The following is a 23,721-nucleotide window of genomic DNA, read 5'->3' on the forward strand; positions in this document are numbered from 1 at the left end:
CGCCCGCGTGTTCCGTCGGTCCCTCTACAAGACCCCGGCCGAGCTTCGCTCGATGCGCGCCGCCGGGGCCGCGACGGCGGCGGCGCTCGCCGAGGCCCGCCGGCTGGTCGCCCCCGGGGTGACGCCGCTGGAGCTCGATGCCGCTGCCGAACGCGTCATCCGCAACCTCGGCGGACAGCCGAACTTCCAGCTCGTCCCGGGGTATCGGAATACGTTGTGCGTCTCCGTCGACGACGACGTCGTGCACGGCATCCCGGGCGACCGGGCGTTCCGCCCGGGCGACATCGTCTCGGTCGACGGTGGGGCCGAGGTCGGCGGGTGGAACGGTGACGCGGCGTTCACCGTCGTCCTCCCCGATCCCGATCGGCCCGGCGTCGTCCTCGCGCGGGAGGCGCTGTCGAACGTCACCGAGCAGGCCCTCTGGCACGGGATCGCGGCCCTCGCCGGTGCGCGGCACCTGAACGAGGTCGGTGCCGCCATCGAGGACTTCGTCGAAGCCCACGGCGACACGACGACGTACGGCATCCTCACCGACTACGTCGGGCACGGCATCGGACGCAGCATGCACGAGGAGCCGCCCGTGTTCAACTTCCGGGTCGACCGGAAGGGGCCGGCCGTGCGCCCCGGCCTCGTCGTCGCCATCGAGCCGATGATCGTCGCGGGCTCGATCGACACCTTCGTGCGCGACGACGACTGGACGGTCACCACCGCCGACGGCGCCGACGCGGCCCACTGGGAGCACTCCGTCGCGGTGCACGACGACGGCATCTGGGTGCTGACGGCCGAGGACGGCGGGGCCGCAGGGCTGGAGCCCCTGGGCGTGGTACCGGTGCCGATTCCCTGATCCTTCCCCGATCCCTCCGCCGCGACCCACCGGCTCGCGCCACGCTCACGTTGCGTGCGGCTCCATGAGGCGAGCGAGCTCCGCGAGAAGACCCGGGTAGTCCGTTGCCCCATCTACGAGTCGCTGCACGTTCTCGCGCTCCGAGAACGTCTCGACGAACTGGTCGAAGATCTCCTGGAACTCGCCGCGCCCGCTCTCGGCGAAGGCGATGAGCGCCACGACGTTCACCGGGGAGCCACCCCAGTCGATGGGCACCTCGTCGACGGCGATCGCGATCGCGGTGCGCCGTGCCGTCATCGTCATGGCATGCGGCACCGCGAGGTATTCGGTGAAGGCGGTCGACGAGAGCCGCTCTCGTTCGAGGGCGCCGTCGACGTAGGTGCGATCGATGACGCCCGCGGCGATCATCCGGTCGCCCAGCATCCGGATCGCCGCATCCCGATCGAGCCCGCGAAGGCCCCGGACGAACAGCTCGGGAGCGATGTACCCGGCGAGGGAGGTCGCGAGCCGCGCCCGCCGTCGCGCCCGCCGCACGTTCTCGACCTCGACGCGGATGCGCTCGAGGTCGGCCTCCGACGGAAACGGCGGGACGACGATGAGCCGGCCGACGGGTGACGACGGCGGCACGACCGCGACCACGACGTCGACGTCGTGGGCGTCGGTTCCGTCGCCGTGCTCGATCACCACGACCTCGTCGTCGACCGCCGACCGGACCCGCGCGGCGAAGGTCGTGTGGACGTCGTGGTAGGCCGGCACCGAGACGGCCAGGCGCACGACCTCACCGCGTGAGCGTCGCCTGTCGAGGAACGCGCCAACGTGCATCGCGATGTACGCGATCTCGTCGTCGTTCATGCCGATGTCCTCGGTGCGCGCGAGTTCGCCGGCGATGTAGACCGCCAGCTCGTAGATGAGGGGGTAGGCCGCCTTGATCGAGCTCGTGAGCGGATTCCGCGAGAAGCTCGACTCGCTCGCCCGGGCCACCAGGTTGTCGACATGGAGGGCGAGCCGATCGATGAAGTCGTCGTCGTCGAGGTCGATGAGGTACGCGGATGACGCGCTCGCCACGATCCGGCGCACGAGCGGCGCACTCGGCGAGGCCGTGCCGCCGGCGGCATCCGACTCGGCCGCGTCGCGAGTGCGGGTCGCGGCGCGCGTCTCGAGGAGCCGAGTGAGGTGCGCGAGATCGGCGGATGCGATCGCGGTGCCGAAGTGCTCGGCCACGAGCCGCGCGAGGAGCTCGGCGAGCGGGCCGCGATCGGGCTCGGGCGCCGCCGCCGGAGCCGGCATCGTCGGCCCGAGCGGATGGTCGGCCGACACGCGGTCGAGTGCGATCGCGATGTGCAGGAGCACGTCGTTGAGCCCGTACTCGTTCGGGGCGTAGCCGGTTTCGGCGAGTCCGGCGACGAGGGCCTCGCGGAAGCCGTCGACCCGGGGGAACGCGTCGCGAAGGGTGTCGATCTCGACCATCCCACGCGAGGACTCCTCGCGGAACAGTGCGCCGAGGAGCCGCCGACGCGCCGTCTCGGGACCCCGCAGCGTGACGCGGGAGCCATGCCGGGTGAGTGCCAATCCGGTGCCCTGCAGGCGCTCGCGTACGCGGGTGAGGTCGGCCTCGAAGGTCGAGTCGCTCACGTGGAGTGCCTCGGCCTCCTCGTGCACGTCGAGCCCCTCTTCGGCGTCGATGAGCGACCGGATGATGCGGACGGTCCGTGCGGCAGGCGAGGTCGACCGACGCGGCGACGCTCGGCGCGCCGCCCACGCGGCACGATCGAGACGGTAGCCGTTCGGTCCGGACTCGATGATCGTGCCATCGGCATTCGCCCGGGTCGCGTAGTTGCGGATCGTGCGCGGGGTCACTCCGAGTCGGGCTGCGAGTTCCGACGCGGTGGTCCACCCGTCGCCGCGCGCGAGCGATTCGACGAGTCGCTCCCACTTCTCGGTCATGCAGCTCCAGCTCTCGCGGCGCCACGCGACGCCGTGCGGTCGCAGCCCAGTCAACCATCGGTGGACGCCGGGATGATCGCGCGGGCGCGTTTCCGGGGGTGCGGAACGGATTCGGGTGGAGCCGGAGCGCACGGGACCAGCAGAATCGACTCGAACGCGGCGGGGGCCGCGGTCGGACGATCGATGAAGACCGGGCGACGCCCGCCGAGGAGGAATCGTGGTGCGCATCATCGTGGTCTGCGGTGCGGGCGCGTCGAGCACGTTCGTCGCCCACCGCATCCGCCGCGCCGCGTCACTTCGAGGCGTCGACGTCCGCGCCACCGCGACGAGCGAGGCGGGGCTCGAGCGGGCGCTCGCCGATGCCGACGTGCTCCTCGTCGGTGCCCACCTGAATGATCGGCTCGACGGTCTGCGCGAGCAGGCTGCTGCGGCATCCGTGCCGGTCGCGATACTGAGCGAATCGGCCGCCTCGGCCGGCGACGGCGAGGAGGCCCTCGACATCGCCCTCGGGTTCGCGGGAGCGGTGTCATGAGCCCGAACGCGCCGCGTGCCGCCCGATCGACGGGTGAGCCGGTGGGCTACGGTGAACTCGGGAACGGAAGCCAGCGACGGGAACCGGAATCATGGTGGAACGCACTGTTCGGATCGGATCGACCCACGGCCTGCACGCACGCCCGGCCAAGCTCTTCACCCAGGCGGTCGCCGCATCGGGGTCGTCGGTCACCATCGAGAAGACCGGTGGTTCGCCCGTCAACGCGGCGAGCATCCTCGCGGTCATCGCGCAGGGCATCGACCACGGCGACGAGGTCACGCTCGTCGTCGACGGCGGCGACGAGCAGGCGGTGCTCGATCGCCTCGTCGAGCTGCTCAGCACCGACCACGACGAGTAGCTCGCGGCATCCGTCACCCAGTCGACCGAATCGGGAGGGCGAGTGATGGAGATCAGGGGAACGGGCATCGGACAGGGTGTCGCCGTCGGGCCGGTCGTGCGCATGGCCGCGCCGTTGCCGGAGCCCGTCGACCGACCGAGCCATCTCGACCCCGAGCGTGAGGCCGAGCGCGCGAGAGCCTCGATGTCGGTCGTCGCGGCGGAGCTCGCCGATCGGGGGGCGAAGGCGGGCGGCGCGGCGCAGGACGTGCTCGAGGCGCAGGCGATGATGGCCGAGGATCCCAGCCTCATCGACGAGGTGACGAAGCTGCTCGCAACCGGCAAGACCGCCGAGCGGGCCGTCTACGAGGCCTTCGCCGCGTACCGCGACCTGCTGGCAGGCATGGGCGGGTACATGGGCGAGCGCGCCGCCGACCTCGACGACATCTCGCAGCGCGTCATCGCGCACCTCCAGAAGCTGCCGGCCCCCGGCGTGCCGAACCCGGGGTACCCGTTCGTGCTCGTCGCACGCGACCTGGCACCGGCCGACACGGCGATGCTCGACCTCGACCAGGTGCTCGGGCTGGTGACGGTCGACGGCGGGCCGACCTCGCACACCGCGATCCTCGCCCGCGAGAAGTCGATCGTCGCGGTGGTCGGGGCGACGGATGCCGCGAGCCTCGCCGACGGCGACATCGTCGTGGTCGACGCGGCCAACGACCTCGTGATCGCCCGGCCGAGCGACGCGCAGGTCGCCGACGCCGAGGCACGCATCGCCGAGCGGGCGGCCATGGAGGCGGCGCCGGTGACGCCCGGCGCGCTGGCCGACGGCACGCCCGTGCCGCTCCTTGCGAACCTGGGCTCGGCTGACGCCGCCGCCGAGGCGGTCAGGCTCGGCGCCGAGGGCGTGGGCCTGTTCCGCACCGAGTTCCTCTTCCTCGACGCGAACACCGCGCCCAGCGTGCGAGAGCAGCAGGAGCACTACACGCGCCTGCTCACGGCGTTCCCCGGCAGGAAGGTGGTCGTGCGCGTGCTCGATGCCGGTGCCGACAAGCCCCTCTCGTTCCTGAACGACGCCCCCGAGGACAACCCGGCGCTCGGGCTCCGCGGCATCCGCGCCCTTCGGCACTCCGAGGTGATCCTGCGCGAGCAGCTGACGGCCCTCGCGGCCGCGGATGCCGCGACCGACGCCGAGCTGTGGGTCATGGCCCCCATGGTCGCGACGGTCGACGAGACCCGCTACTTCACCACGCTCGCGAGGGAGCTCGGCATCAAGGTCGCGGGCGTGATGGTGGAGACCCCGTCCGCGGCGCTCATCGCCGACCGTATCCTCGGCGCCTGCGACTTCGCGTCGATCGGCACCAACGACCTGACGCAGTACACGATGGCCGCCGACCGGCTGCTCGGCACCGTCGCGAACCTGCAGGATTCGTGGCATCCGGCCGTGCTCCGCCTCATCGGCGAGGTCGGCGCAGCCGGCGCGGAGCTCGGCAAGCCGGTGGGCATCTGCGGCGAGGCTGCGGCCGATCCGCTGCTCGCCGTCGTGCTCGTCGGCCTCGGCGCCACGAGCCTGTCGATGTCCCCGTCCGCCCTCGCGGACGTGCGCGCATCACTCGCGCGCTACACCCTCGGCGACGCGAAGGCGATCGCCGAGTCAGCCCTCGCCGCCGACGGCGCGGCCGAGGCGAAGCAGGCGGCCCGTCGGGCCGCCGAATCCGCACCCACCGCCAGCGGCACCACGGTGTCGTGACCCACACCAGCACAGGAGGCAGCCATGACGACGACGTCAGCTGAGGCCAAGCGACCCGGGGGAGCCCGAGTCCACGTCCAGAGATTCGGAACCTTCCTCAGCGGCATGATCATGCCGAACATTCCCGCGCTCATCGCGTGGGGCATCTTCACCGCGTTCTTCATCGCCGTCGGGTGGACGCCGAACGCGGACCTCGCGACCATCGTCGGTCCGTTCATCCACTACCTGCTGCCGATCCTGATCGGCTACACGGGCGGCTCGATGGTCTACGGCATCCGCGGCGGCGTGGTCGGCAGCATCGCGACCTTCGGTGCGATCGCCGGATCCGACCTGCTGATCGCCCAGGTGAACGCGACCCTGCCCGAGGACAACCAGCTCGGCCAGATCCACATGTTCATCGGGGCGATGATCCTCGGCCCGCTCGCGGCGTGGACTATGAAGCGGATCGACTCGATCTGGGAGGGCAAGGTCCGGGCGGGCTTCGAGATGCTCGTGAACATGTTCTCGGCCGGCATCTGGGGCTTCGTCATGGCCATCGTCGGGTTCTACCCGGTCGCGTGGCTCGTGAACGGCATCATGAACGCCCTCTCGGGCGCCGTGAACTGGCTCGTCGAGACGAACCTGCTGCCACTGACCAGCGTCATCATCGAGCCGGCCAAGGTGCTGTTCCTGAACAATGCGATCAATCACGGCGTGCTCACCCCGCTGGGTCTCTCGGAGGCGGCCCAGGACGGCTCGTCGATCCTGTTCCTGCTCGAGGCGAACCCCGGCCCCGGCGTCGGCCTGCTGCTGGCGTTCACGTTCTTCGGCATCGGCGCGGCGAGGGCGTCGGCACCCGGGGCGGCCGTGATCCAGTTCTTCGGCGGCATCCACGAGGTGTACTTCCCGTTCGCCCTGATGAAGCCGATCCTGATCGTGGCGCTCATCGCGGGCGGCATGACCGGGGTCACCACGAACATGCTCCTCGGCGGCGCCCTCCGTGCACCCGCTGCGCCGGGCAGTATCATCGCGGTGATCGCGCAGACCGCGCCGGGGGCGTACTTGGCGGTCATCCTCTCGGTCGTCCTCTCGGCGGCGGTGACGTTCGCCATCTCGGCGGTCATCCTCCGCGCGTCACGGAAGCGCGACCTCGAGGCGATGGCCGTCACGGATGACGCCTTCGGCGCCGCGATCACCCAGACGGAGGCGGCCAAGGGCAAGACCTCCGATGCCCTTTCGAACCTGCGCGGCGGCGCCGCGACCCAGGCGGGAGGAGGCGGCGGTCCCGCGACCGGCACGATGAGGGAGATCAAGAACGTCGTGTTCGCCTGCGACGCCGGCATGGGATCATCCGCGATGGGCGCGAGCGTCCTGCGCAACAAGATCAACAAGGCGGGCATCGAGGATGTCACGGTCGTCAACAAGGCGATCGCGAACCTCGACTCGTCGGCCGATCTCGTGATCACGCAGAACCAGCTGACGGAACGGGCACGTCACCAGACGCCCGACGCCGTCCACATCTCGGTCGACAACTTCATGAACTCGCCGCGGTACGACGAGGTCGTCGAGTTGATCGAGGCGCAGAGGGAGGACCGCTGACGATCGCCACCGGATGACCCGCCGCCCGGGTCGCGACACCGCACTCGCTGCGACGTCCGCGGCCCGGGCGGTCGCGTCATCCGCTCACCCCCACCCGACCCGAATCCAGCACGGCCGACGAAGAAGGAGCATCACCCATGACCGACCAGATCCTGGCACCCGAGAACGTCCTGATCGTGCCGGGCGGCGCCACCCGCGACGAGGCGATCCGCGAGGCGGGGCGCGTGCTCGTCGAGGCGGGCGCCGTCGAGCCGTCGTACGTCGACTCCATGCTGGAACGCGAATCCACCGTCTCGACCTACATGGGGAACTGGCTGGCGATCCCGCATGGAACCAACGAGGCGAAGGACCTCATCAGGAAGTCCGCGCTCTCGCTGCTGCGGTACGAGCAGCCGATCGACTGGGGCGGCGAGCCGACGCGGTTCGTCGTCGGCATCGCGGGCCTCGGCGACGAGCATCTCGAGATCCTGTCGAAGATCGCCATCGTGTTCTCGGACGAGGACCAGGTGAACACGCTGCTCGCCGCCGGTTCGAGCGACGAGCTCCACGCCCTCCTCTCCGGGGTGAACGACGCGTGAAGGCCGTCCATTTCGGCGCGGGCAACATCGGCCGCGGCTTCGTGGGGCTCCTGCTCCACGAAGCCGGCTACGAGGTGGTGTTCGCCGACGTCGACGCCGAGCTCATCGATGCGCTCGCGGCATCCGGCCGGTACACGGTCCACGAGGTGGGGGAGGGCGCCCGCGACCGGGTCGTCGACGGATACCGCGCCATCGACAGCAGCACGGATGCCGCGGCGCTCCTCGACGAGCTGAAGACCGCCGATGTCGTCACCACGGCCGTCGGCCCGACGATCCTGCGGTTCATTGCGCCGCACCTCGTCATGGCCCTGCGCGAGCGCCTCGCGGATGCCCCGCCGCTCGCCATCATGGCGTGCGAGAACGCGATCAACGCGACCGACCGGCTCCGTGACGAGATGGCGTCGCTGTCGAGTCCCGAGGAGTGGCCGACGCTCGCCTCCCGAGCGGTGTTCGCCAACACCGCCGTCGATCGGATCGTCCCCGGACAGGCCGAGGCGGGGCTCGACGTCACCGTCGAGACGTTCTTCGAATGGGCGATCGAGGAGGCGCCGTTCGGGTCGCGCGTGCCGCAGATCCCAGGCGCGCACTTCGTCGCCGACCTCGCCCCGTACATCGAGCGGAAGCTCTTCACCGTGAACACCGGGCACGCCGCGACCGCCTACTTCGGCTTCGTCGCCGGGCACGAGCGGATCGCCGACGCCCTTGCCGATCCGACGGTCGCCGAGGCCGTCGAGCGTGCGCTTGGCGAGACCTCCGCGCTCATCGTGGCCAAGCACGACTTCACCGAGTCGGAACAACGGCAGTACCGCGCGACGATCCTCGAGCGGTTCCACAATCCCGAGCTGCCCGACACGGTCGAGCGGGTCGGACGCCAGCCGCTGCGCAAGCTCGGCCGTCATGAGCGGTTCGTGGGGCCCGCAGCCGAGCTGGCGGCGCGCGGGCTCGCCGTCGACGGGCTCCTCGGCGCCATCGGGGCTGCGCTGCGGTTCGACGTCCCGTCGGATCCCGAGAGCGTCGAGCTGCAGGAGCTGCTCCGGAGCCGTGACGCGCCGACGTTCGTCGACGACGTGACGGGCATCTCGGCGGGGCATCCGCTCGCCGACCGACTGGTCGAGGTCGTCGCGGCGAGACAGGTCGGCGACTGAGCGTCGCGCGGCCGCGCCGCTCGTGCGTGGCCGACCGGCGGCATCCGCGTCTCGACTGGCGAATCGCGCCCGAATCGCCTATAGTTGACCCTTGGTGTTTCTGCACGCCCGCTTCGGCATGCCCGATGGCCCCGCCAGACGGATCCGTCGTCGTGCGCAACATCATCGCACGACCAGCATCCCAAACCGCAAGCGATAGTGAGGCTATGGCCAAGAAAGACGGCGTCATCGAGATCGAAGGCTCGGTCATCGAGGCACTCCCGAACGCGATGTTCCGGGTGGAGCTCACGAACGGGCACAAGGTCCTCGCGCACATCTCAGGCAAGATGCGCCAGCACTACATCCGCATCCTCCCCGAGGACCGCGTGATCGTCGAGTTGAGCCCGTACGACCTGACGCGCGGCCGCATCGTCTACCGCTACAAGTGAGGCCTGCTGGAAAGTAACGGCCCGCGGCATCCCGTGGGTACGAGGACAGCGAGAACCAAGGAACAACTGTGAAGGTCAACCCCTCCGTCAAGCGCATCTGCGACAAGTGCAAGGTCATCCGCCGCCACGGCCGCGTCATGGTGATCTGCGAGAACCCGCGTCACAAGCAGCGTCAGGGCTGAACCGGAGGATGAGGCTGCGAAGCAGGCTCATCCGCAGGTTCAGGGTCGAGTAGCGCCGCGCGAAGCGCGACGCGTATCGAGATCCGAGTCGCACACACAACTGAACACCGCATCGGCAACGTCAGAACTCTTCACCGGTCTCGAGACGCGACTTCGTCGCTCCTCGACCCGCAGAGAGGGACACCTCGGGTCGGAGGCCCGGGCACCGGCGTTGCTCCACACCTCCACTTCGAATCAGGAGAAGCCACACATGGCACGTCTGGCAGGAGTCGACATCCCGCGCGAGAAGCGCGTGGAGATCGCACTGACCTACATCTACGGCGTCGGCCGCACGCGAGCGCTCATCACGCTCGCCGAGACCGGCATCGACGGCAACATCCGCGTGAGAGATCTGAGCGACGAGCAGCTCGTCGCCCTCCGCGACTACATCGAGGCCAACTTCAAGGTCGAGGGTGACCTCCGCCGCGAGGTGGCCGCCGACATCCGCCGCAAGGTTGAGATCGGATCGTACGAGGGCCTGCGCCACCGTCGCGGCCTCCCGGTCCGTGGTCAGCGCACCAAGACCAATGCTCGTACCCGCAAGGGCCCGAAGCGCACCGTCGCCGGCAAGAAGAAGGCCGGCCGCAAGTAACCGCTTGTCGCCAGATCTAGGAGATTTCACACATGGCAGCACCCAAGTCGGCTACTCGCAAGCCGCGCAAGAAGGAGAAGAAGAACGTCGCCGTGGGCCAGGCCCACATCAAGTCGACGTTCAACAACACGATCGTCTCGATCACCGACACCAACGGTGCCGTGATCAGCTGGGCCTCCTCGGGGGGCGTCGGCTTCAAGGGTTCGCGCAAGTCGACGCCGTTCGCCGCGCAGCTCGCCGCCGAGTCCGCTGCGCGCCAGGCGCAGGAGCACGGCATGAAGAAGGTCGACGTCTTCGTCAAGGGCCCCGGTTCGGGCCGTGAGACCGCGATCCGCTCCCTCCAGGCCGCGGGCCTCGAGGTCGGCAGCATCAACGACGTGACGCCCCAGGCGCACAACGGCTGCCGCCCGCCCAAGCGCCGCCGCGTCTAGTCCTCCGTTCCGGTGATCGAGTAGGCCGAAGGCCGTATCGAGTTCGGTCTCGATACGCGTCCGGCTACGCCGGGCGCTACTCGACCACCGGCGCCACGTTCTCTCACAACTCAAGATCCTCGTACCTCGCAGGTGTCATATAGCGGACACCCTGCCGAAAGGAATCAACAGTGCTGATCGCACAGCGCCCGACGCTCACCGAAGAGAACATCTCGGAGTTCCGTTCGCGTTTCGTGATCGAGCCCCTCGAGCCGGGCTTCGGTTACACCCTGGGCAACTCCCTCCGTCGCACCCTCCTCTCCTCCATCCCCGGCGCCGCCGTGACGAGCATCCGCATCGACGGCGTGCTGCACGAGTTCTCGACCGTCCCGGGCGTGAAGGAGGACGTGACCGAGATCATCCTCAACATCAAGAACCTCGTCGTCTCGAGCGAGCACGACGAGCCGATCACGGCCTATCTGCGCAAGCAGGGCGCCGGTGAGGTCACCGCGGCCGACATCTCCGCACCGGCCGGAGTCGAGGTGCACAACCCCGAACTCGTCATCGCGACGCTCAACGACTCCGCGAAGTTCGAGCTCGAGCTCACGATCGAGCGCGGCCGCGGCTACGTGTCGGCCAGCCAGAACCGCAACGAGTACTCCGAGGCCGGTCAGATCCCGGTCGACTCGATCTACTCGCCCGTGCTCAAGGTCACGTACCGCGTCGAGGCCACTCGTGCCGGTGAGCGCACCGACTTCGACCGCCTCGTGGTGGACGTCGAGACGAAGCCCGCCATCTCCCCGCGCGACGCCATCGCCTCGGCGGGTCGCACGCTGACCGAGCTGTTCGGGCTCGCGCGCGAGCTCAACGTCGCGGCCGAGGGCATCGAGATCGGCCCCGCGCCGGTCGACGCCGTGCTCTCCAGCGAGCTGTCCATCCCGATCGAAGACCTCGACCTTTCGGTTCGCAGCTACAACTGCCTGAAGCGCGAGGGCATCAACACGGTCTCCGAGCTCGTCGCCCTCTCGGAATCGCAGCTCATGAACATCCGGAACTTCGGGCAGAAGTCGGTGGATGAGGTCAAGGACAAGCTCACCGAGATGGGTCTCTCCCTGAAGGACTCCGTGCCCGGATTCGACGGCGCCCACTTCTACACGGGCTTCGACGACGAGAACTAGGCGCTCGCCCGCCACACCGACCCCCCACCACTGGAGATAACGAACCATGCCGAAGCCCAACAAGGGTCCCCGCCTCGGAGGCGGTCCCGCGCACGAGCGGCTCCTGCTCGCCAACCTCGCCGCCGCGCTCTACACGCACGAGCGGATCACCACCACCGAGACGAAGGCCAAGCGCCTGCGGCCCCTCGCCGAGCGCCTGATCACGTTCGCGAAGCGCGGCGACCTGCACGCCCGCCGTCGCGTGCTGTCGGTGATCGGCGACAAGTCGGTCGTGCACAAGCTGTTCACCGAGATCGCGCCGCAGGTGGCCGACCGTGAGGGCGGGTACACCCGCATCACGAAGATCGGCAACCGCAAGGGCGACAACGCGCCCATGGCGGTCATCGAGCTCGTGCTCGAGCCCGTGACCCCGAAGCAGCGCGCAGCCAAGCCGGCCGCCGCTCCCGCCGCCGACGAGGCCCCTGCAGCGGAGCCCGTGGCCGAGGAGACGCCCGAAGAGGTCGTCACCGAGGGCGAGGCCACGGTCGACGAGGCCGTCGGCGCCGAGGCGTCGGAGGAGTCGGCCGAGGCTCCGGTCGAGGAGCCTGCCGAGGCCAAGTAGCCGCAAGGACTCCGCGAGGGCCGCGCTGCATCTGCAGTGCGGCCCTCCTGCGTCCCAGGCGGTGCCCGGCCGTAGGCTGGTCGCATGCCAGGAACCGAGCCCTCCACCGACACGGATGCCGCGGCATCCGTCGTTCGAATCCGGCTCGGCATCGCCTACGACGGCACCGACTTCAGCGGCTGGAGCCGCCAGCCGGGGCTCCGCACCGTGCAGGGCGTGCTCGAGGACGCGCTCGCCACGCTCTTCCGGCGCACCGGCACCTCCCCTCGGCTCACGGTGGCGGGTCGCACCGACGCCGGCGTCCACGCCCTGGGCCAGGTGGCGCACGTCGATGTCGACGAGCACGCCCTCGCTGCGGTCGCGCGCCCGCGCCGCGGGCAGGACCCCGACCCCACGCGCGAGGCGGCCTTGGCGCGTCGACTCACGGGCATCCTCGGTGCCGACGCCGACGTGGTCGTCACCCACGCGGAGCGCGCGCCGGCGGGCTTCGATGCGAGATTCTCCGCGAGCTGGCGTCGCTACGAGTACCGGGTCGCCGATGCATCCGCCGTGCGTGATCCCCTCGAACGCCGTCGCACCGTCGCCTATCCCAGGCACCTCGACGACACGGCGATGGATGCCGCGGCCGTGTCGGTCGTGGGTCTGCACGACTTCGCCGCGTACTGCCGGCCACGCGAAGGCGCCACCACCATCCGAACCCTGCAGGCGTACCGGTGGACCCGTGACGACGACGGGGTGCTCGTCGCGACCCTGCAAGCCGACGCCTTCTGTCACTCGATGGTGCGGGCCCTCGTCGGTGCCTGCGTCGCGGTGGGGGAGGGGCGACTCGGTGTCGGCGACCCCGAGGCACTGCTGCACGCCGGGCAGCGCACCAGCGCATTCAAGGTGATGCCCGCCAAGGGACTCGTGCTCACCGAGGTCGGGTACCCCGACGACCATGAACTCGAGGCTCGGGCCGCCCAGACGCGGGCCCGCCGAGAATTGCACGCCGAAGGCATCGTCGGCTAAGCTACCTCTTTGGTGCCGCCAGTGCTGCTCTTGCGAGCCGGCCGAACGATGGCACCCGAAGATGAGCCCTCCACCGGGGCGTTCGAACGCATCGCGGGCGAACACCCCACCGGAGCGGGATTCACGAACCCCTCACTCGATCAGAAAGCAGCACTTCCGTGACGCGCACCTACACTCCCAAGTCGAACGAGATCCAGCGCGACTGGGTCGTCATCGACGCGACCGACATCGTCCTCGGTCGTCTCGCGAGCCACTCCGCAGCCCTGCTGCGCGGCAAGCACAAGCCGATCTTCGCGAACCACGTCGACACCGGCGACTTCGTGATCATCGTGAACGCCGACAAGGTGGCCCTCACCGGCCAGAAGCTCGAGAAGAAGAAGGCGTACCGTCACTCGGGCTACCCGGGTGGGCTGAAGGCCGTGGGCTACGCCGAGCTCCTCGAGAAGAACCCCGTCCGCGCCGTCGAGAAGGCGATCCGCGGCATGCTCCCGAAGAACTCGCTCGGGCGCCAGCAGCTGAAGAAGCTGAAGGTCTACGCCGGCCCCGAGCACCCGCACGCCGCGCAGCAGCCGAAGCCGTACACCCTCACCCAGGTCGCCCAGTAAGCCCGGCGCACTCGACCTTCTCGAACTAAGGATTCACAACCACCATGGCGAAGATCGCAGACCAGATCGACCAGGCTCCTGAGAGCTACACGACCGAGAGCGCGCCCGCGGCGGCTCCCGCCACTCCCCGTCCGGTGCTCAACGTGTCGGGCTCGGCCGTCGGCCGCCGCAAGCAGGCCATCGCCCGCGTGCGCGTCGTCCCCGGCGCCGGCACCATCACGGTGAACGGACGCGAGTTCGCGGACTACTTCCCGAACAAGCTGCACCAGCAGCTCATCACCGACCCGCTCACCGTGCTCGAGCTCGCGGGTTCGTACGACGTGATCGCCCGCATCACCGGCGGCGGGCCGTCGGGCCAGGCAGGCGCGCTGCGCCTCGCCGTCGCCCGTGCACTCAACGAGATCGACCGCGAGAACAACCGTCCGACCCTCAAGAAGGCCGGGTTCCTGACGCGCGACGCACGCGTGATCGAGCGCAAGAAGGCCGGCCTCAAGAAGGCCCGCAAGGCGCCCCAGTTCTCGAAGCGCTAAGCGCGAGCGTCTCACATGCCTCGGCTCTTCGGAACCGACGGGGTCCGGGGCCTGGCCAACCGTGAACTCACGGCTGACCTGGCCCTGGGCCTCGCCCAAGCAGCGGCTGCCGTCCTCACCCAGGGGCGTCACGCCGACGAGCTCCGGGCGGCAGGACGCCGCCCGACGGCGGTGGTCGCGCGCGATCCCCGCGTGTCCGGTGAGTTCCTCACCGCGGCCGTCTCGGCGGGTCTCGCCAGCTCCGGCGTCGACGTCCTCGACGCGGGAGTGCTTCCGACGCCCGCGACCGCGTTCCTCATCGACTCCATCGGCGCCGACTTCGGCGTCATGATCTCGGCGTCGCACAATCCCGCACCCGACAACGGCATCAAGTTCTTCTCGTTCGGCGGCACGAAGCTGCCCGATGTCGTCGAAGATCGCATCGAGGCGCACCTGGCCGGCGAGAAGCTCGCGCCGATCGGCGGCGGCGTCGGGCGCATCCGTCGCTTCTCCGACGCCGAGGACCGCTACGTCGTGCACCTGCTGAGCACGCTGCCGTACCTGCTCGACGGTCTGCACGTCGTGCTCGACTGCGCCCACGGCGCCGCGGCCGGTGTGTCGCCCGAGACGTTCCGCAACGCCGGCGCCGAGGTGACGGTCATCGGTGCCGATCCCGACGGCCTCAACATCAACGACGGCGTCGGGTCGACGCACCTCGAGCGGCTGCAGGCCGCCGTCGTCGAGCACGGCGCCGACCTCGGCATCGCCCATGACGGCGACGCCGACCGCTGCCTCGCGGTGGATGCCGACGGCAACGTGGTCGATGGCGACAAGATCATGGCCATCCTCGCCGTGTCGATGCACGAGCGCGGCACGCTCACCGACGACACGCTCGTCGTCACCGTGATGTCGAACCTCGGCCTGCGTCGCGCCATGGCCGAGCGCGGCATCCGCGTGATCGAGACGAAGGTGGGTGACCGCTACGTGCTCGAGGCGCTCTCGGCCAACGGCCTCGCCCTCGGCGGCGAGCAGTCGGGGCACGTCATCATGACGGAGTTCGCGACGACGGGTGACGGGGTGCTCACGGGCCTGCACCTGGCGGCCGAGATGGCTCGCACGGGCAAGACGCTCGCCGAGCTCGCGTCAGTGATGACGGTCTATCCGCAGGTGCTCGTGAACGTGCGTGACATCGACCACCATGCCCTCGGTGACGATGCCGAGATCGCCGCGGCCGTGTCGAGGGTCGAGGCCGAACTCGGTGATTCGGGCCGTGTGCTGCTTCGCCCCTCGGGCACCGAGCCGATGGTGCGGGTCATGGTCGAGGCATCCGAGCAGGCCATCGCGGAACGGCACGCTCAGGCGCTGGCCGCCGTCGTACGCGAACGGCTCGCGCGCTGACGATCCGAGTCACCCGATCCTGCCGAGGATCGGGCGACTCGATGACCTGAGCGACGGATGCCGCGGTGCACCGAGTTGCGGTGCTCGACGGCGGGCGACGCGAGCTCAGAGCTTGCGCAGCAGCACGCTCGACACCGTGTGGTCGGCGCCCTTTCGCAGCACGAGGGAGGCACGCGAGCGCGTCGGCCGGATGTTCTGCAGCAGGTTCGGCTCGTTGATGGCGTGCCAGATCTGGCGCGCGCGCTGACGCGCCTCGTCCTCGGTGAGGCTCGCGTAGCGGTGGAAGTACGAGCGCGGGTTCGAGAAGGCCCCGCGCTGCAGCTTCAGGAACCGCTCCTCGTACCACCGGGCGATGTCGCTCGTTCGCGCGTCGACGTAGATCGAGAAGTCGAACAGGTCGCTCACCGCGAGGCGGTGACCGGGGCCGGGCGGCTGCAGCACGTTGAGTCCCTCGAGGATGAGCACGTCGGGCCGACGGACCGTGATCTGGGCATCGGGCACGATGTCGTAGGCGAGGTGGGAGTAGAACGGCGCCCGAACCTCGGCAGCGCCCGCCTTCACCTCGCTGACGAACCGCAGCAGCGACCGGCGGTCGTACGACTCGGGGAAGCCCTTGCGCTCCATGAGACCGCGTCGCTCGAGCTCGGCATTGGGGAACAGGAACCCGTCGGTCGTGACGAGCTCGACCCGAGGCGTGTGCTCCCACCTGGCGAGGAGCTCGCGAAGCAGGCGCGCGATGGTGGACTTGCCGACCGCGACCGATCCGGCGACGCCGATCACGAACGGCGTGGGCTCGAACCGTTCGCGCAGGAACTCGCTCGTCACGGTGCGCAGCGCCTTGGTGCCGCCGACGTAGAGGTTCAGGAGACGGCTCAGCGGCAGGTACACCTCGGCGACCTCCTGGAGGTCGAGCGGCTCGCCGAGGCCCCGCAGCTGCACGATCTCGGTCTCGCGGAGCGGCGCCTCCATGGAGGGGGCGAGGGCAGCCCAGTTCGCCCGGCTGAGTTCGATGAACGGCGAGATCTGCGCGACGTGCGACGACGGGCTCTGCGGATCCAGCACCGTGTCAGTCTAGTGTTCCGCCTGGGCGGGCCCGCGGGGAGCGCAGTGCTCCCCGGGCGGGCCCGGGGGCGCCGGCGCATGCGGCAGTCGCCCAGTCGGGCGACACTAGAATCGCCTCCATGTGTGGAATTGTCGGATACGTCGGTGAGCGCAACAGCCTCGACGTGCTCATGGGCGGCCTGCGGCGCCTCGAATATCGCGGATACGACTCGGCCGGAGTCGCGATCGTCGACGACGACGGCGTCATCGAGACGGCGAAGCGCGCCGGCAAGCTCCAGGTGCTCGCCGATGACCTGGATGCATCTCCGCTGCACACCGGCACGACCGGCATCGGACACACCCGCTGGGCGACGCACGGCGGACCCACCGACCGCAATGCCCACCCCCACCTGGGTGACGAAGGCCGCCTGGCCCTCATCCACAACGGCATCATCGAGAACTTCGCCGAGCTGAAGGACGAACTGCTCGCCGAGGGCTACGAGTTCGAGAGCGAGACCGACACCGAGGTGGCGGCGGTGCTCCTCGGTCGCGAGTACCGCCGGACCGGCGACCTGCCCGAGGCGTTCCGCGACACGGTGTCGCGGCTCGACGGCGCGTTCACCCTGCTCGCCGTGCATCGTGACCAGCCGGGCCTCGTCGTCGGGGCGCGTCGCAACTCGCCGCTCGTCATCGGACTCGGCGACGGCGAGAACTTCCTCGGGTCGGATGTCGCGGCGTTCGTCGAGTACACGAAGCGGGCCGTGGCGATCGGGCAGGACCAGATCGTGACGATCACGGCCGACGACGTCGCGGTGACCGACTTCGCGGGTCGCCCGGTCGAGGTCGAGCCGTTCGAGGTCGCGTGGGACGCCTCGGCCGCCGAGAAGGGCGGCTGGTCCTCGTTCATGCGCAAGGAGGTCTCGGAGCAGCCCGAGGCCGTGGCGAACACCCTGCTCGGCCGCGTGGCCGACAACCAGGTCGTGATCCCCGAGCTCGCCGCATTCGGAGACGACGAGCTCCGCGGCATCCGTCGCATCACCGTGGTGGCCTGCGGTACGGCGGCCTACGCCGGCATGGTCGCGAAGTACGCCATCGAGCAGTGGGCGCGCGTGCCCGTCGAGGTCGAGCTCAGCCACGAGTTCCGCTATCGCGAGCCCGTGCTCGGCGACGACACCCTCGTCATCTCGATCAGCCAGTCCGGCGAGACCATGGACACGCTCATGGCGGTCAAGTACGCACGCGAGAACGGCGCACGCACGATCTCGATCTGCAACACCCAGGGCGCGACCATCCCGCGCGAATCCGATGCCGTGGTCTACACGCACGCCGGCCCCGAGGTCGCCGTGGCGTCGACGAAGGCGTTCGTCGCGCAGATCGCCGCCCTCTACCTGTTCGGCCTGCACCTGGCACGGGTCCGTGGCACGCTCGATGCCGAGCAGCTGGCCGATCAGCTCGCCGAGCTGCAGGCGGTGCCCGAGAAGCTCTCGACCGTGCTGGAGCAGGCCGACCGCGTCGGGCAGCTCGCGCACTGGATGGCCGACACGCGAGCGGTGCTCTTCCTCGGTCGCCACGTCGGCTTCCCCATCGCGATGGAGGGCGCCCTGAAGCTCAAGGAGCTCGCGTACATCCATGCCGAGGGCTTCGCCGCCGGTGAGCTGAAGCACGGCCCGATCGCGCTCATCGAGCCCGGCCAGCCCGTGTTCGTCGTCGTCCCCAGCCCTCGCGGCTCGGCGAACCTCCACCCGAAGGTCGTCTCCAACATCCAGGAGATCCGTGCGCGCGGCGCCCGGGTCATCGCGATCGCCGAGGCCGGAGACGCGGCCGTGCTGCCCTTCGCCGACGAGGTCATCCGGATCCCGCTCGCGGCACCCCTCTTCGAGCCCCTGCTCGCGGTGGTGCCCTTGCAGGTGTTCGCGATGGAGCTCGCCCAGGCGAAGGGCCTCGACGTCGACCAGCCGCGCAACCTCGCCAAGTCCGTGACGGTCGAGTGACGAGGGGCGGGCGACGTCGTGATCGTGGGGATCGGCATCGACGTGGTCGACATCCGGCGCTTCGAGCGTTCCATCGCCCGGACGCCGGCCCTCGTCGAGCGGTTGTTCGCTGAGAGCGAACGCGGCAGGCCGGCCCGGTCGCTCGCGGCCCGCTTCGCCGCGAAGGAGTCGCTCATCAAGGCGCTCGGCGGTCACGCGATCATCCGGTGGCATGAGATGCAGGTGGTGCAGGACGCCGAGGGCAACCCCGACTTCGAGCTGTCGGGCGGGCTCGCCGAGCACGTTCTCCGGCTCGGCATCCGCCACGTGCACCTCTCGATGAGCCACGACGCCGGCATCGCGAGTGCCTTCGTGGTGCTCGAGACCGAACGGACGCCGACGTGAACGACGTGGCGCCGCAGGGCGCCCGGGTAGACGCCGGCCACGCGGCATCCCGGCCGTTCCGAGAGGCCGTCATCGACCTCGACGCCATCCGCGAGAACGTCGCGGCGCTCACCCAGCAGGTGGCACCGGCGCGCACCATGGCGGTCGTGAAGGCCGACGCCTACGGCCACGGAGCGGGGCCGGTCGCCCGCGCTGCGCTCGCCGGTGGCGCCGCATGGCTCGGCGTCGCCGACCTCGACGAGGCGGTGGCGCTTCGCGATGCGGGCATCGAGGCACCGATCCTCGCGTGGCTGCACGATCCCGAGGCCGCCTTCGCCCGGGCGATCTCCCGCGAGGTCGAGCTCGGCGTCTCCTCGGTCGGCCAGCTGCGCTCGGTCGCGGATGCCGCGGCATCCGTCGGCCGTCGGGCCACCGTGCACCTCAAGATCGACACCGGGCTCAGCCGTAACGGGGTCCCTCCCGAGGACTGGCCCGACGCCGTCAGTGCGGCAGCGCGGTTCGAGCGCGATGGGCACCTGATCGTGCGCGGCGTGTTCACGCACCTCGCGAACACCTCCGATGAGGAGGACGCCGCGCAGCTCGCGGCGTTCACGCGCGCGTTCGCGGCGGCCACGGCGGCCGGACTGAACCCCGAGGTGCGCCACGTCGCGTCGACCGCCGCGGCCGTGCGCCACCCCGAGGCGCGCCTCGACCTCGTTCGCCTCGGCATCGGATGCTACGGCGTCTCGCCGTTCGGCGACGGCACGACCGCGGTCGACCTCGGCCTCCGGCCCGCGATGACCCTGCGCGCACGAGTGGCGGCCGTGCGTCGGATCGCCCCCGGCACCGGGGTCTCGTACGGACACGCCTGGCGGGCCGATCGTCCGACGACGCTGGCGCTCGTGCCCCTCGGCTACGCCGACGGCGTGCCGCGGCAGGCCTCGGACCGTGCCGAGGTCTGGCTCGCCGGCGCGCGCCGTCGCGTCGTGGGCCGCATCGCGATGGACCAGTTCCTCGTCGACGTGGGTGATGCCGCCGTGGCCGTGGGAGACGAGGTCGTGCTCTTCGGCGACCCGGCGACCGGCGCACCGACCGCCGACGACTGGGGCGCGGCCGCCGACACCATCGGCTACGAGATCGTCACGCGCATCGGCCCTCGGGTGCCGCGCACGTACGTCGGCGGCGACGGGTGATCCGGCTCGACGTCCCCGGCACGGCCGAGATGGAGGCGTTCGGCCGGGAGCTGGGCTCGCAGCTGCGCGCCGGCGACCTGGTCGTGCTCACCGGCCCGCTGGGTGCGGGCAAGACCACGCTGACACGCGGGATCGGCGCGGGCATGCGGGTGCGTGGCCCCGTGCAGAGCCCCACGTTCGTGCTCGCGCGAACGCACCCGAGTCTCGCCGACGGCCCGCCGCTCGTGCACGTCGACGCATACCGGCTCGGCGATGCGATGCTCCTCGACGACCTCGACCTCGACTTCGACCGCTCCGTGGTGGTCGTCGAGTGGGGCGCCGGCCTCGTCGACGACGTCAGCGATTCGCGGCTCGAGATCGTCATCGAGCGACCGAGGGGCGAGCACCTCGAGGCGATGGCGGATGCCGCGGCCGCGGACGACCTCGGCGGCGACGAGCCGCGCACGCTCGAGGTTCGCGGCTACGGGCCGCGCTGGGCCGGAAGCGTGTACGACGCACCCCAGTAGGCTTGATCCATGCTCCTCGCGATCGACACGTCGACGGGCACGAGTGTCTCAATCGTCGATCACGACGGCGCCGGCGGTGGGGTACGCTGCCTGGCCGAGACCGGAACCGACGACACGATGCGCCACGCCGAGGTGATCGGCGGCTTCATCCGCGATGCGCTCGCCACCGCCGACGTGCGGCCGGCGCAGCTGTCGGGCGTTGCGGCCGGCATGGGGCCCGGCCCGTTCACCGGCCTGCGGGTCGGGATCGCGGCGGCGCATGCGTTCGCGCTGGGAATCGGCCGCCCGTTCGTCCCCGTGGTCAGCCACGATGCCGTCGCGTGGTCCTGGTACGCCGACGGCGGCGAAGGCGCGCTCCAGGTCGTCACCGATGCGCGTCGTCGTGAGGTCGCGGTCTCCGAGTACGACGGCCTCGACGCCGACCGGCTTCCCGTGCGGCGCACCGGCCCAGGGCTCGCGCCCCGCGACGACGTCCCGCCCGCCCGGGGCATCCGCGTGGATGCCGCCCTCGTGCCGGCGAGCGCCGTCGGCATGCTCGCCGAGCTGGCGTTCGCGGCGGGCCGGTTGCCGCTCGCCGACGACGCGCCCATCTACCTCAGGGCTCCCGACGTGACGCTCGCCGAGCGCAAGCGGGTCCTGCGGTGAAGGCCACGGCGAGCGCAGCGAGTACGGAGCGCACACGGTGAGCGTCCTGATGCGGCGGGCGAAGGTCGAAGACCTCACCGCCATCATGCGCCTCGAACGCGAGACGTTCGTCGACGACGCATGGCCCGAGAACGCGATGCGGCGCGAGATCGAGAATCCGCACGGCTACTACCTCGTCGCGGTCGACGACGACGCCGACGATCCCGATGAGCGCCTGCTCGGGTACGCCGGCCTGCTCGCACCGAAGGACAGCGGTCAGGGCGACATCCAGACCATCGCCGTCGCGCCGTTCGCCAGGGGCATGGGTCTCGGCCGTGGCCTCATGCACGCGCTCATCACGCAGGCCCGCCGTCGGGGCGTCGCCGAGCTGTTCCTCGAGGTGCGCTCCGACAATCCCATCGCGCGCGCGCTCTACGAGTCGCTCGGCTTCGAACAGATCGGGATGCGTCCGCGGTACTACCGGGGCGGCATCGACGCCGTGCTGATGCGGCTCGAGGTGCCGGCGGCCATGACCCGGCCCGCGGCATCCGATGGAGGCGGCGCATGAACCGCGCTGCGCCCCTCGTGCTCGGCATCGAGACCTCCTGCGATGAGACCGGCGTGGGCATCGTGCGCGGCACCGAGCTGCTCGCGAACGTCATCGCGTCGTCGATGGAAGAGCACGCCCGGTTCGGAGGGGTCGTGCCCGAGGTCGCCGCACGCGCCCACCTCGAGGCCCTGGGCCCGACGATCGCCGCGGCCCTCGCCGACGCCGAGATCGAACTTCCCGACGTCGATGCCGTCGCGGTGACCAGCGGGCCCGGACTCGCGGGCGCGCTCATGGTGGGCGTGGGTGCGGCCAAGGCGCTGGCGCTCGCGCTCGACCGGCCGATCTACGCCGTGAACCATCTCGTCGGGCATGTCGGCGCCGACCTCCTCGACGACGAGGCACCGCTCGAGACGCCGACCGTCGCGCTGCTCGTCTCGGGCGGGCACACGTCGCTGCTGCTCGTGCGCGACCTCGTGGCCGACGTGGAACTGCTCGGCGAGACGATCGACGATGCGGCGGGCGAGGCGTTCGACAAGGTGGCCAGGCTGCTCGGCCTGCCCTACCCCGGCGGACCCGAGATCGACCGGGCAGCGCTCGGCGGCGATCCCGACGCGATCCGCTTCCCCCGCGGTCTCACCCAGCCGAAGGACCTGGCCGCGCACCGTTACGACTTCAGCTTCTCGGGACTGAAGACGGCCGTCGCACGCTGGGTCGAGCAACGGGAGGCGGCCGGCGAGCCGATCCCCCTGGCGGATGTCGCCGCGAGCTTCCGCGAGGCCGTCGTCGACGTGCTGGTGTCGAAGGCCGTCGGCGCGTGCGTCGACCTCGGCGTGCCGCGGCTCCTGCTCGGGGGTGGCGTGGTGGCGAACGCCCGGCTGCGTGAGGTGGCCGAGGAGCGAGCGGATGCCGCCGGCATCGCCCTGCGGGTTCCGCCGCTGTCGCTCTGCACCGACAACGGCGCGATGATCGCCGCGCTCGGCGCCCAGCTGATCATGGCCGGCCACGGGCCGTCCGACCTGGGATTCGGCGCGGACTCGACGCTTCCGGTCACCGACGTCCAAGGGTGACACGGCCGCTTCGAAGGCTGTGCACGTGATACGCACCGCGATAGTGTGAGCACGAAGAGCCGGATGTCGCTCAGAAGCGCATCCGTACCACCCGCCGCCTGACGCGACGGAGCATCCCATCCACAGCATCGAGGGAGAACGACCGTGACCGATCCCAATCGCCCCGACCAGCCGGGCACGCCCGTGCCGCCTCCGTCGGCACCGGGGTACAGCGCGCCCAACGCCGCACCGGCCTACGGGCAGACCGCGCCGGGCTACGGGCAGACCGCGCCGGGCTACGGGCAGCCCACCGGCACGAAGACCAACGTGCTCGCCATCGTCTCGCTCGTCGCGTCCATCTCGGGCTTCGTGATCCTGCCGTTCGTCGGCCCCATCGTCGGTGTCATCTGCGGCCACATCTCGCTGAGTCAGATCAAGAAGACCGGCGAACAGGGCCGCGGCATGGCCCTCGCCGGCCTCATCCTCGGGTATGTCGGCATTGCGCTCGCGATCATCGGCACGATCATCTTCTTCGCCGTCTTCGGCGCGCTGCTCGCGAACACCGACTTCACGACCACGTACTGAGCACTGACTGTCGACCCCTCTCACACGAAAGGCGAACGCCATGAGTGATCCCAGGAACCCCGACGAGCCGAGGGTGCCCGAGGAGCCCACCATTCCGACCGAGCCCGACCGGCCCGTCGTGCCGCCGGCACCAGAGGAGCCGACGGTGCCGTCGGAGCCAGAGCC

27 protein-coding genes are annotated in these 23,721 nt (G+C 70.4%); 25 read left to right on the forward strand and 2 right to left on the reverse strand.

All coding sequences use genetic code 11. The annotated features are described in order from the left end of the window. Positions 1-7: 7 nt before the first annotated feature. Positions 8-844, forward strand: a complete 837-nt coding sequence (gene map, locus HUS56_RS11615) for a type I methionyl aminopeptidase (RefSeq protein ID WP_256368807.1) — start codon at positions 8-10, stop codon at positions 842-844. 45 nt (positions 845-889) lie between these two features. On the opposite strand, the gene HUS56_RS11620 is transcribed toward map, so the two are convergent. After that, positions 890-2,788, reverse strand: coding sequence for a transcription antiterminator (locus HUS56_RS11620; protein ID WP_173923582.1), 1,899 nt, complete (start codon positions 2,786-2,788; stop codon positions 890-892). Positions 2,789-3,005: 217 nt separating this feature from the next. Here HUS56_RS11620 and HUS56_RS11625 point away from each other — a divergent pair, with 217 nt between their 5' ends. The 16 genes from HUS56_RS11625 to glmM all read left to right on the forward strand — a co-directional run bounded on the left by HUS56_RS11625 (position 3,006) and on the right by glmM (position 15,657). Next, positions 3,006-3,320, forward strand: a complete 315-nt coding sequence (locus tag HUS56_RS11625) for a PTS sugar transporter subunit IIB (RefSeq protein ID WP_254431414.1) — start codon at positions 3,006-3,008, stop codon at positions 3,318-3,320. Between the two features lie 91 nt (positions 3,321-3,411). Beyond that, positions 3,412-3,678, forward strand: a complete 267-nt coding sequence (locus HUS56_RS11630; protein ID WP_173923583.1) for an HPr family phosphocarrier protein — start codon at positions 3,412-3,414, stop codon at positions 3,676-3,678. A gap of 45 nt (positions 3,679-3,723) precedes the next feature. After that, on the forward strand, positions 3,724-5,406 hold the full coding sequence (gene ptsP, locus HUS56_RS11635) for a phosphoenolpyruvate--protein phosphotransferase (RefSeq protein ID WP_173923584.1): 1,683 nt from the start codon (positions 3,724-3,726) through the stop codon (positions 5,404-5,406). 24 nt (positions 5,407-5,430) lie between these two features. Further along, positions 5,431-6,984, forward strand: a complete 1,554-nt coding sequence (locus HUS56_RS11640; protein WP_173923585.1) for a PTS mannitol transporter subunit IICB — start codon at positions 5,431-5,433, stop codon at positions 6,982-6,984. 137 nt (positions 6,985-7,121) lie between these two features. Further along, positions 7,122-7,562 carry a PTS sugar transporter subunit IIA gene (locus tag HUS56_RS11645; protein ID WP_173923586.1) on the forward strand — a complete coding sequence of 147 codons (441 nt, stop codon included), beginning with the start codon at positions 7,122-7,124 and terminating at the stop codon, positions 7,560-7,562. Further along, positions 7,559-8,707: a mannitol-1-phosphate 5-dehydrogenase gene (locus HUS56_RS11650; protein ID WP_173923587.1), complete on the forward strand. Its 1,149-nt coding sequence runs from the start codon at positions 7,559-7,561 to the stop codon at positions 8,705-8,707. The genes HUS56_RS11645 and HUS56_RS11650 overlap by 4 nt, the downstream gene beginning before the upstream one ends. 206 nt (positions 8,708-8,913) lie before the next feature. Continuing rightward, the gene (infA, locus tag HUS56_RS11655) at positions 8,914-9,135 is read left to right on the forward strand and encodes a translation initiation factor IF-1 (RefSeq protein WP_011186713.1); all 222 of its coding nucleotides are present in this window, start codon (positions 8,914-8,916) and stop codon (positions 9,133-9,135) included. Positions 9,136-9,203: 68 nt separating this feature from the next. Next, positions 9,204-9,317, forward strand: coding sequence for a 50S ribosomal protein L36 (gene rpmJ / locus HUS56_RS11660; protein ID WP_056734976.1), 114 nt, complete (start codon positions 9,204-9,206; stop codon positions 9,315-9,317). A 250-nt stretch (positions 9,318-9,567) separates the two neighbouring features. Then, positions 9,568-9,948: a 30S ribosomal protein S13 gene (gene rpsM, locus HUS56_RS11665; RefSeq protein ID WP_173923588.1), complete on the forward strand. Its 381-nt coding sequence runs from the start codon at positions 9,568-9,570 to the stop codon at positions 9,946-9,948. A 32-nt stretch (positions 9,949-9,980) separates the two neighbouring features. Continuing rightward, on the forward strand, positions 9,981-10,379 hold the full coding sequence (rpsK, locus tag HUS56_RS11670) for a 30S ribosomal protein S11 (RefSeq protein ID WP_173923589.1): 399 nt from the start codon (positions 9,981-9,983) through the stop codon (positions 10,377-10,379). 170 nt (positions 10,380-10,549) lie between these two features. Continuing rightward, positions 10,550-11,536 (forward strand): DNA-directed RNA polymerase subunit alpha, encoded by a 987-nt coding sequence (locus HUS56_RS11675; protein WP_148733836.1) that lies wholly within the window; start codon positions 10,550-10,552, stop codon positions 11,534-11,536. A 46-nt stretch (positions 11,537-11,582) separates the two neighbouring features. Beyond that, a complete protein-coding gene (rplQ, locus tag HUS56_RS11680; RefSeq protein ID WP_173923590.1) occupies positions 11,583-12,137 on the forward strand; it encodes a 50S ribosomal protein L17 in 555 nt (184 codons plus the stop codon). A gap of 84 nt (positions 12,138-12,221) precedes the next feature. Beyond that, positions 12,222-13,145, forward strand: a complete 924-nt coding sequence (truA, locus tag HUS56_RS11685; RefSeq protein WP_173923591.1) for a tRNA pseudouridine(38-40) synthase TruA — start codon at positions 12,222-12,224, stop codon at positions 13,143-13,145. A 158-nt stretch (positions 13,146-13,303) separates the two neighbouring features. Beyond that, a complete protein-coding gene (gene rplM, locus HUS56_RS11690) occupies positions 13,304-13,750 on the forward strand; it encodes a 50S ribosomal protein L13 (protein WP_173923592.1) in 447 nt (148 codons plus the stop codon). Between the two features lie 44 nt (positions 13,751-13,794). After that, positions 13,795-14,280 carry a 30S ribosomal protein S9 gene (gene rpsI / locus HUS56_RS11695; RefSeq protein WP_173923593.1) on the forward strand — a complete coding sequence of 162 codons (486 nt, stop codon included), beginning with the start codon at positions 13,795-13,797 and terminating at the stop codon, positions 14,278-14,280. A 15-nt stretch (positions 14,281-14,295) separates the two neighbouring features. Then, entirely contained in the window at positions 14,296-15,657 is a 1,362-nt protein-coding gene (gene glmM / locus HUS56_RS11700) for a phosphoglucosamine mutase (RefSeq protein ID WP_173923594.1), read from the forward strand. A gap of 105 nt (positions 15,658-15,762) precedes the next feature. On the opposite strand, the gene coaA is transcribed toward glmM, so the two are convergent. Further along, positions 15,763-16,719: a type I pantothenate kinase gene (gene coaA, locus HUS56_RS11705; protein WP_173923595.1), complete on the reverse strand. Its 957-nt coding sequence runs from the start codon at positions 16,717-16,719 to the stop codon at positions 15,763-15,765. A gap of 119 nt (positions 16,720-16,838) precedes the next feature. Between coaA and glmS the strand changes: the two genes are divergently transcribed. The 8 genes from glmS (at position 16,839) to HUS56_RS11745 (ending at position 23,556) form a co-directional block, all read left to right on the forward strand. Further along, entirely contained in the window at positions 16,839-18,689 is a 1,851-nt protein-coding gene (glmS, locus tag HUS56_RS11710) for a glutamine--fructose-6-phosphate transaminase (isomerizing) (RefSeq protein ID WP_173923596.1), read from the forward strand. Between the two features lie 18 nt (positions 18,690-18,707). Beyond that, on the forward strand, positions 18,708-19,073 hold the full coding sequence (locus HUS56_RS11715) for a holo-ACP synthase (protein ID WP_173923597.1): 366 nt from the start codon (positions 18,708-18,710) through the stop codon (positions 19,071-19,073). Between the two features lie 5 nt (positions 19,074-19,078). Further along, entirely contained in the window at positions 19,079-20,245 is a 1,167-nt protein-coding gene (alr, locus tag HUS56_RS11720; RefSeq protein WP_173923779.1) for an alanine racemase, read from the forward strand. 29 nt (positions 20,246-20,274) lie between these two features. After that, positions 20,275-20,751 (forward strand): tRNA (adenosine(37)-N6)-threonylcarbamoyltransferase complex ATPase subunit type 1 TsaE, encoded by a 477-nt coding sequence (gene tsaE / locus HUS56_RS11725; protein WP_173923780.1) that lies wholly within the window; start codon positions 20,275-20,277, stop codon positions 20,749-20,751. Positions 20,752-20,760: 9 nt separating this feature from the next. Next, on the forward strand, positions 20,761-21,396 hold the full coding sequence (gene tsaB / locus HUS56_RS11730; RefSeq protein ID WP_173923598.1) for a tRNA (adenosine(37)-N6)-threonylcarbamoyltransferase complex dimerization subunit type 1 TsaB: 636 nt from the start codon (positions 20,761-20,763) through the stop codon (positions 21,394-21,396). Positions 21,397-21,433: 37 nt separating this feature from the next. Next, on the forward strand, positions 21,434-21,943 hold the full coding sequence (gene rimI, locus HUS56_RS11735; RefSeq protein ID WP_254431415.1) for a ribosomal protein S18-alanine N-acetyltransferase: 510 nt from the start codon (positions 21,434-21,436) through the stop codon (positions 21,941-21,943). Beyond that, positions 21,940-22,992 (forward strand): tRNA (adenosine(37)-N6)-threonylcarbamoyltransferase complex transferase subunit TsaD, encoded by a 1,053-nt coding sequence (tsaD, locus tag HUS56_RS11740; RefSeq protein WP_173923599.1) that lies wholly within the window; start codon positions 21,940-21,942, stop codon positions 22,990-22,992. The genes rimI and tsaD overlap by 4 nt, the downstream gene beginning before the upstream one ends. 144 nt (positions 22,993-23,136) lie before the next feature. Continuing rightward, on the forward strand, positions 23,137-23,556 hold the full coding sequence (locus HUS56_RS11745) for a DUF4190 domain-containing protein (RefSeq protein WP_173923600.1): 420 nt from the start codon (positions 23,137-23,139) through the stop codon (positions 23,554-23,556). Positions 23,557-23,721: the final 165 nt, after the last annotated feature.

Source organism: Agromyces sp. Marseille-P2726, assembly GCF_902809835.1.
Lineage (GTDB): Bacteria > Actinomycetota > Actinomycetes > Actinomycetales > Microbacteriaceae > Agromyces.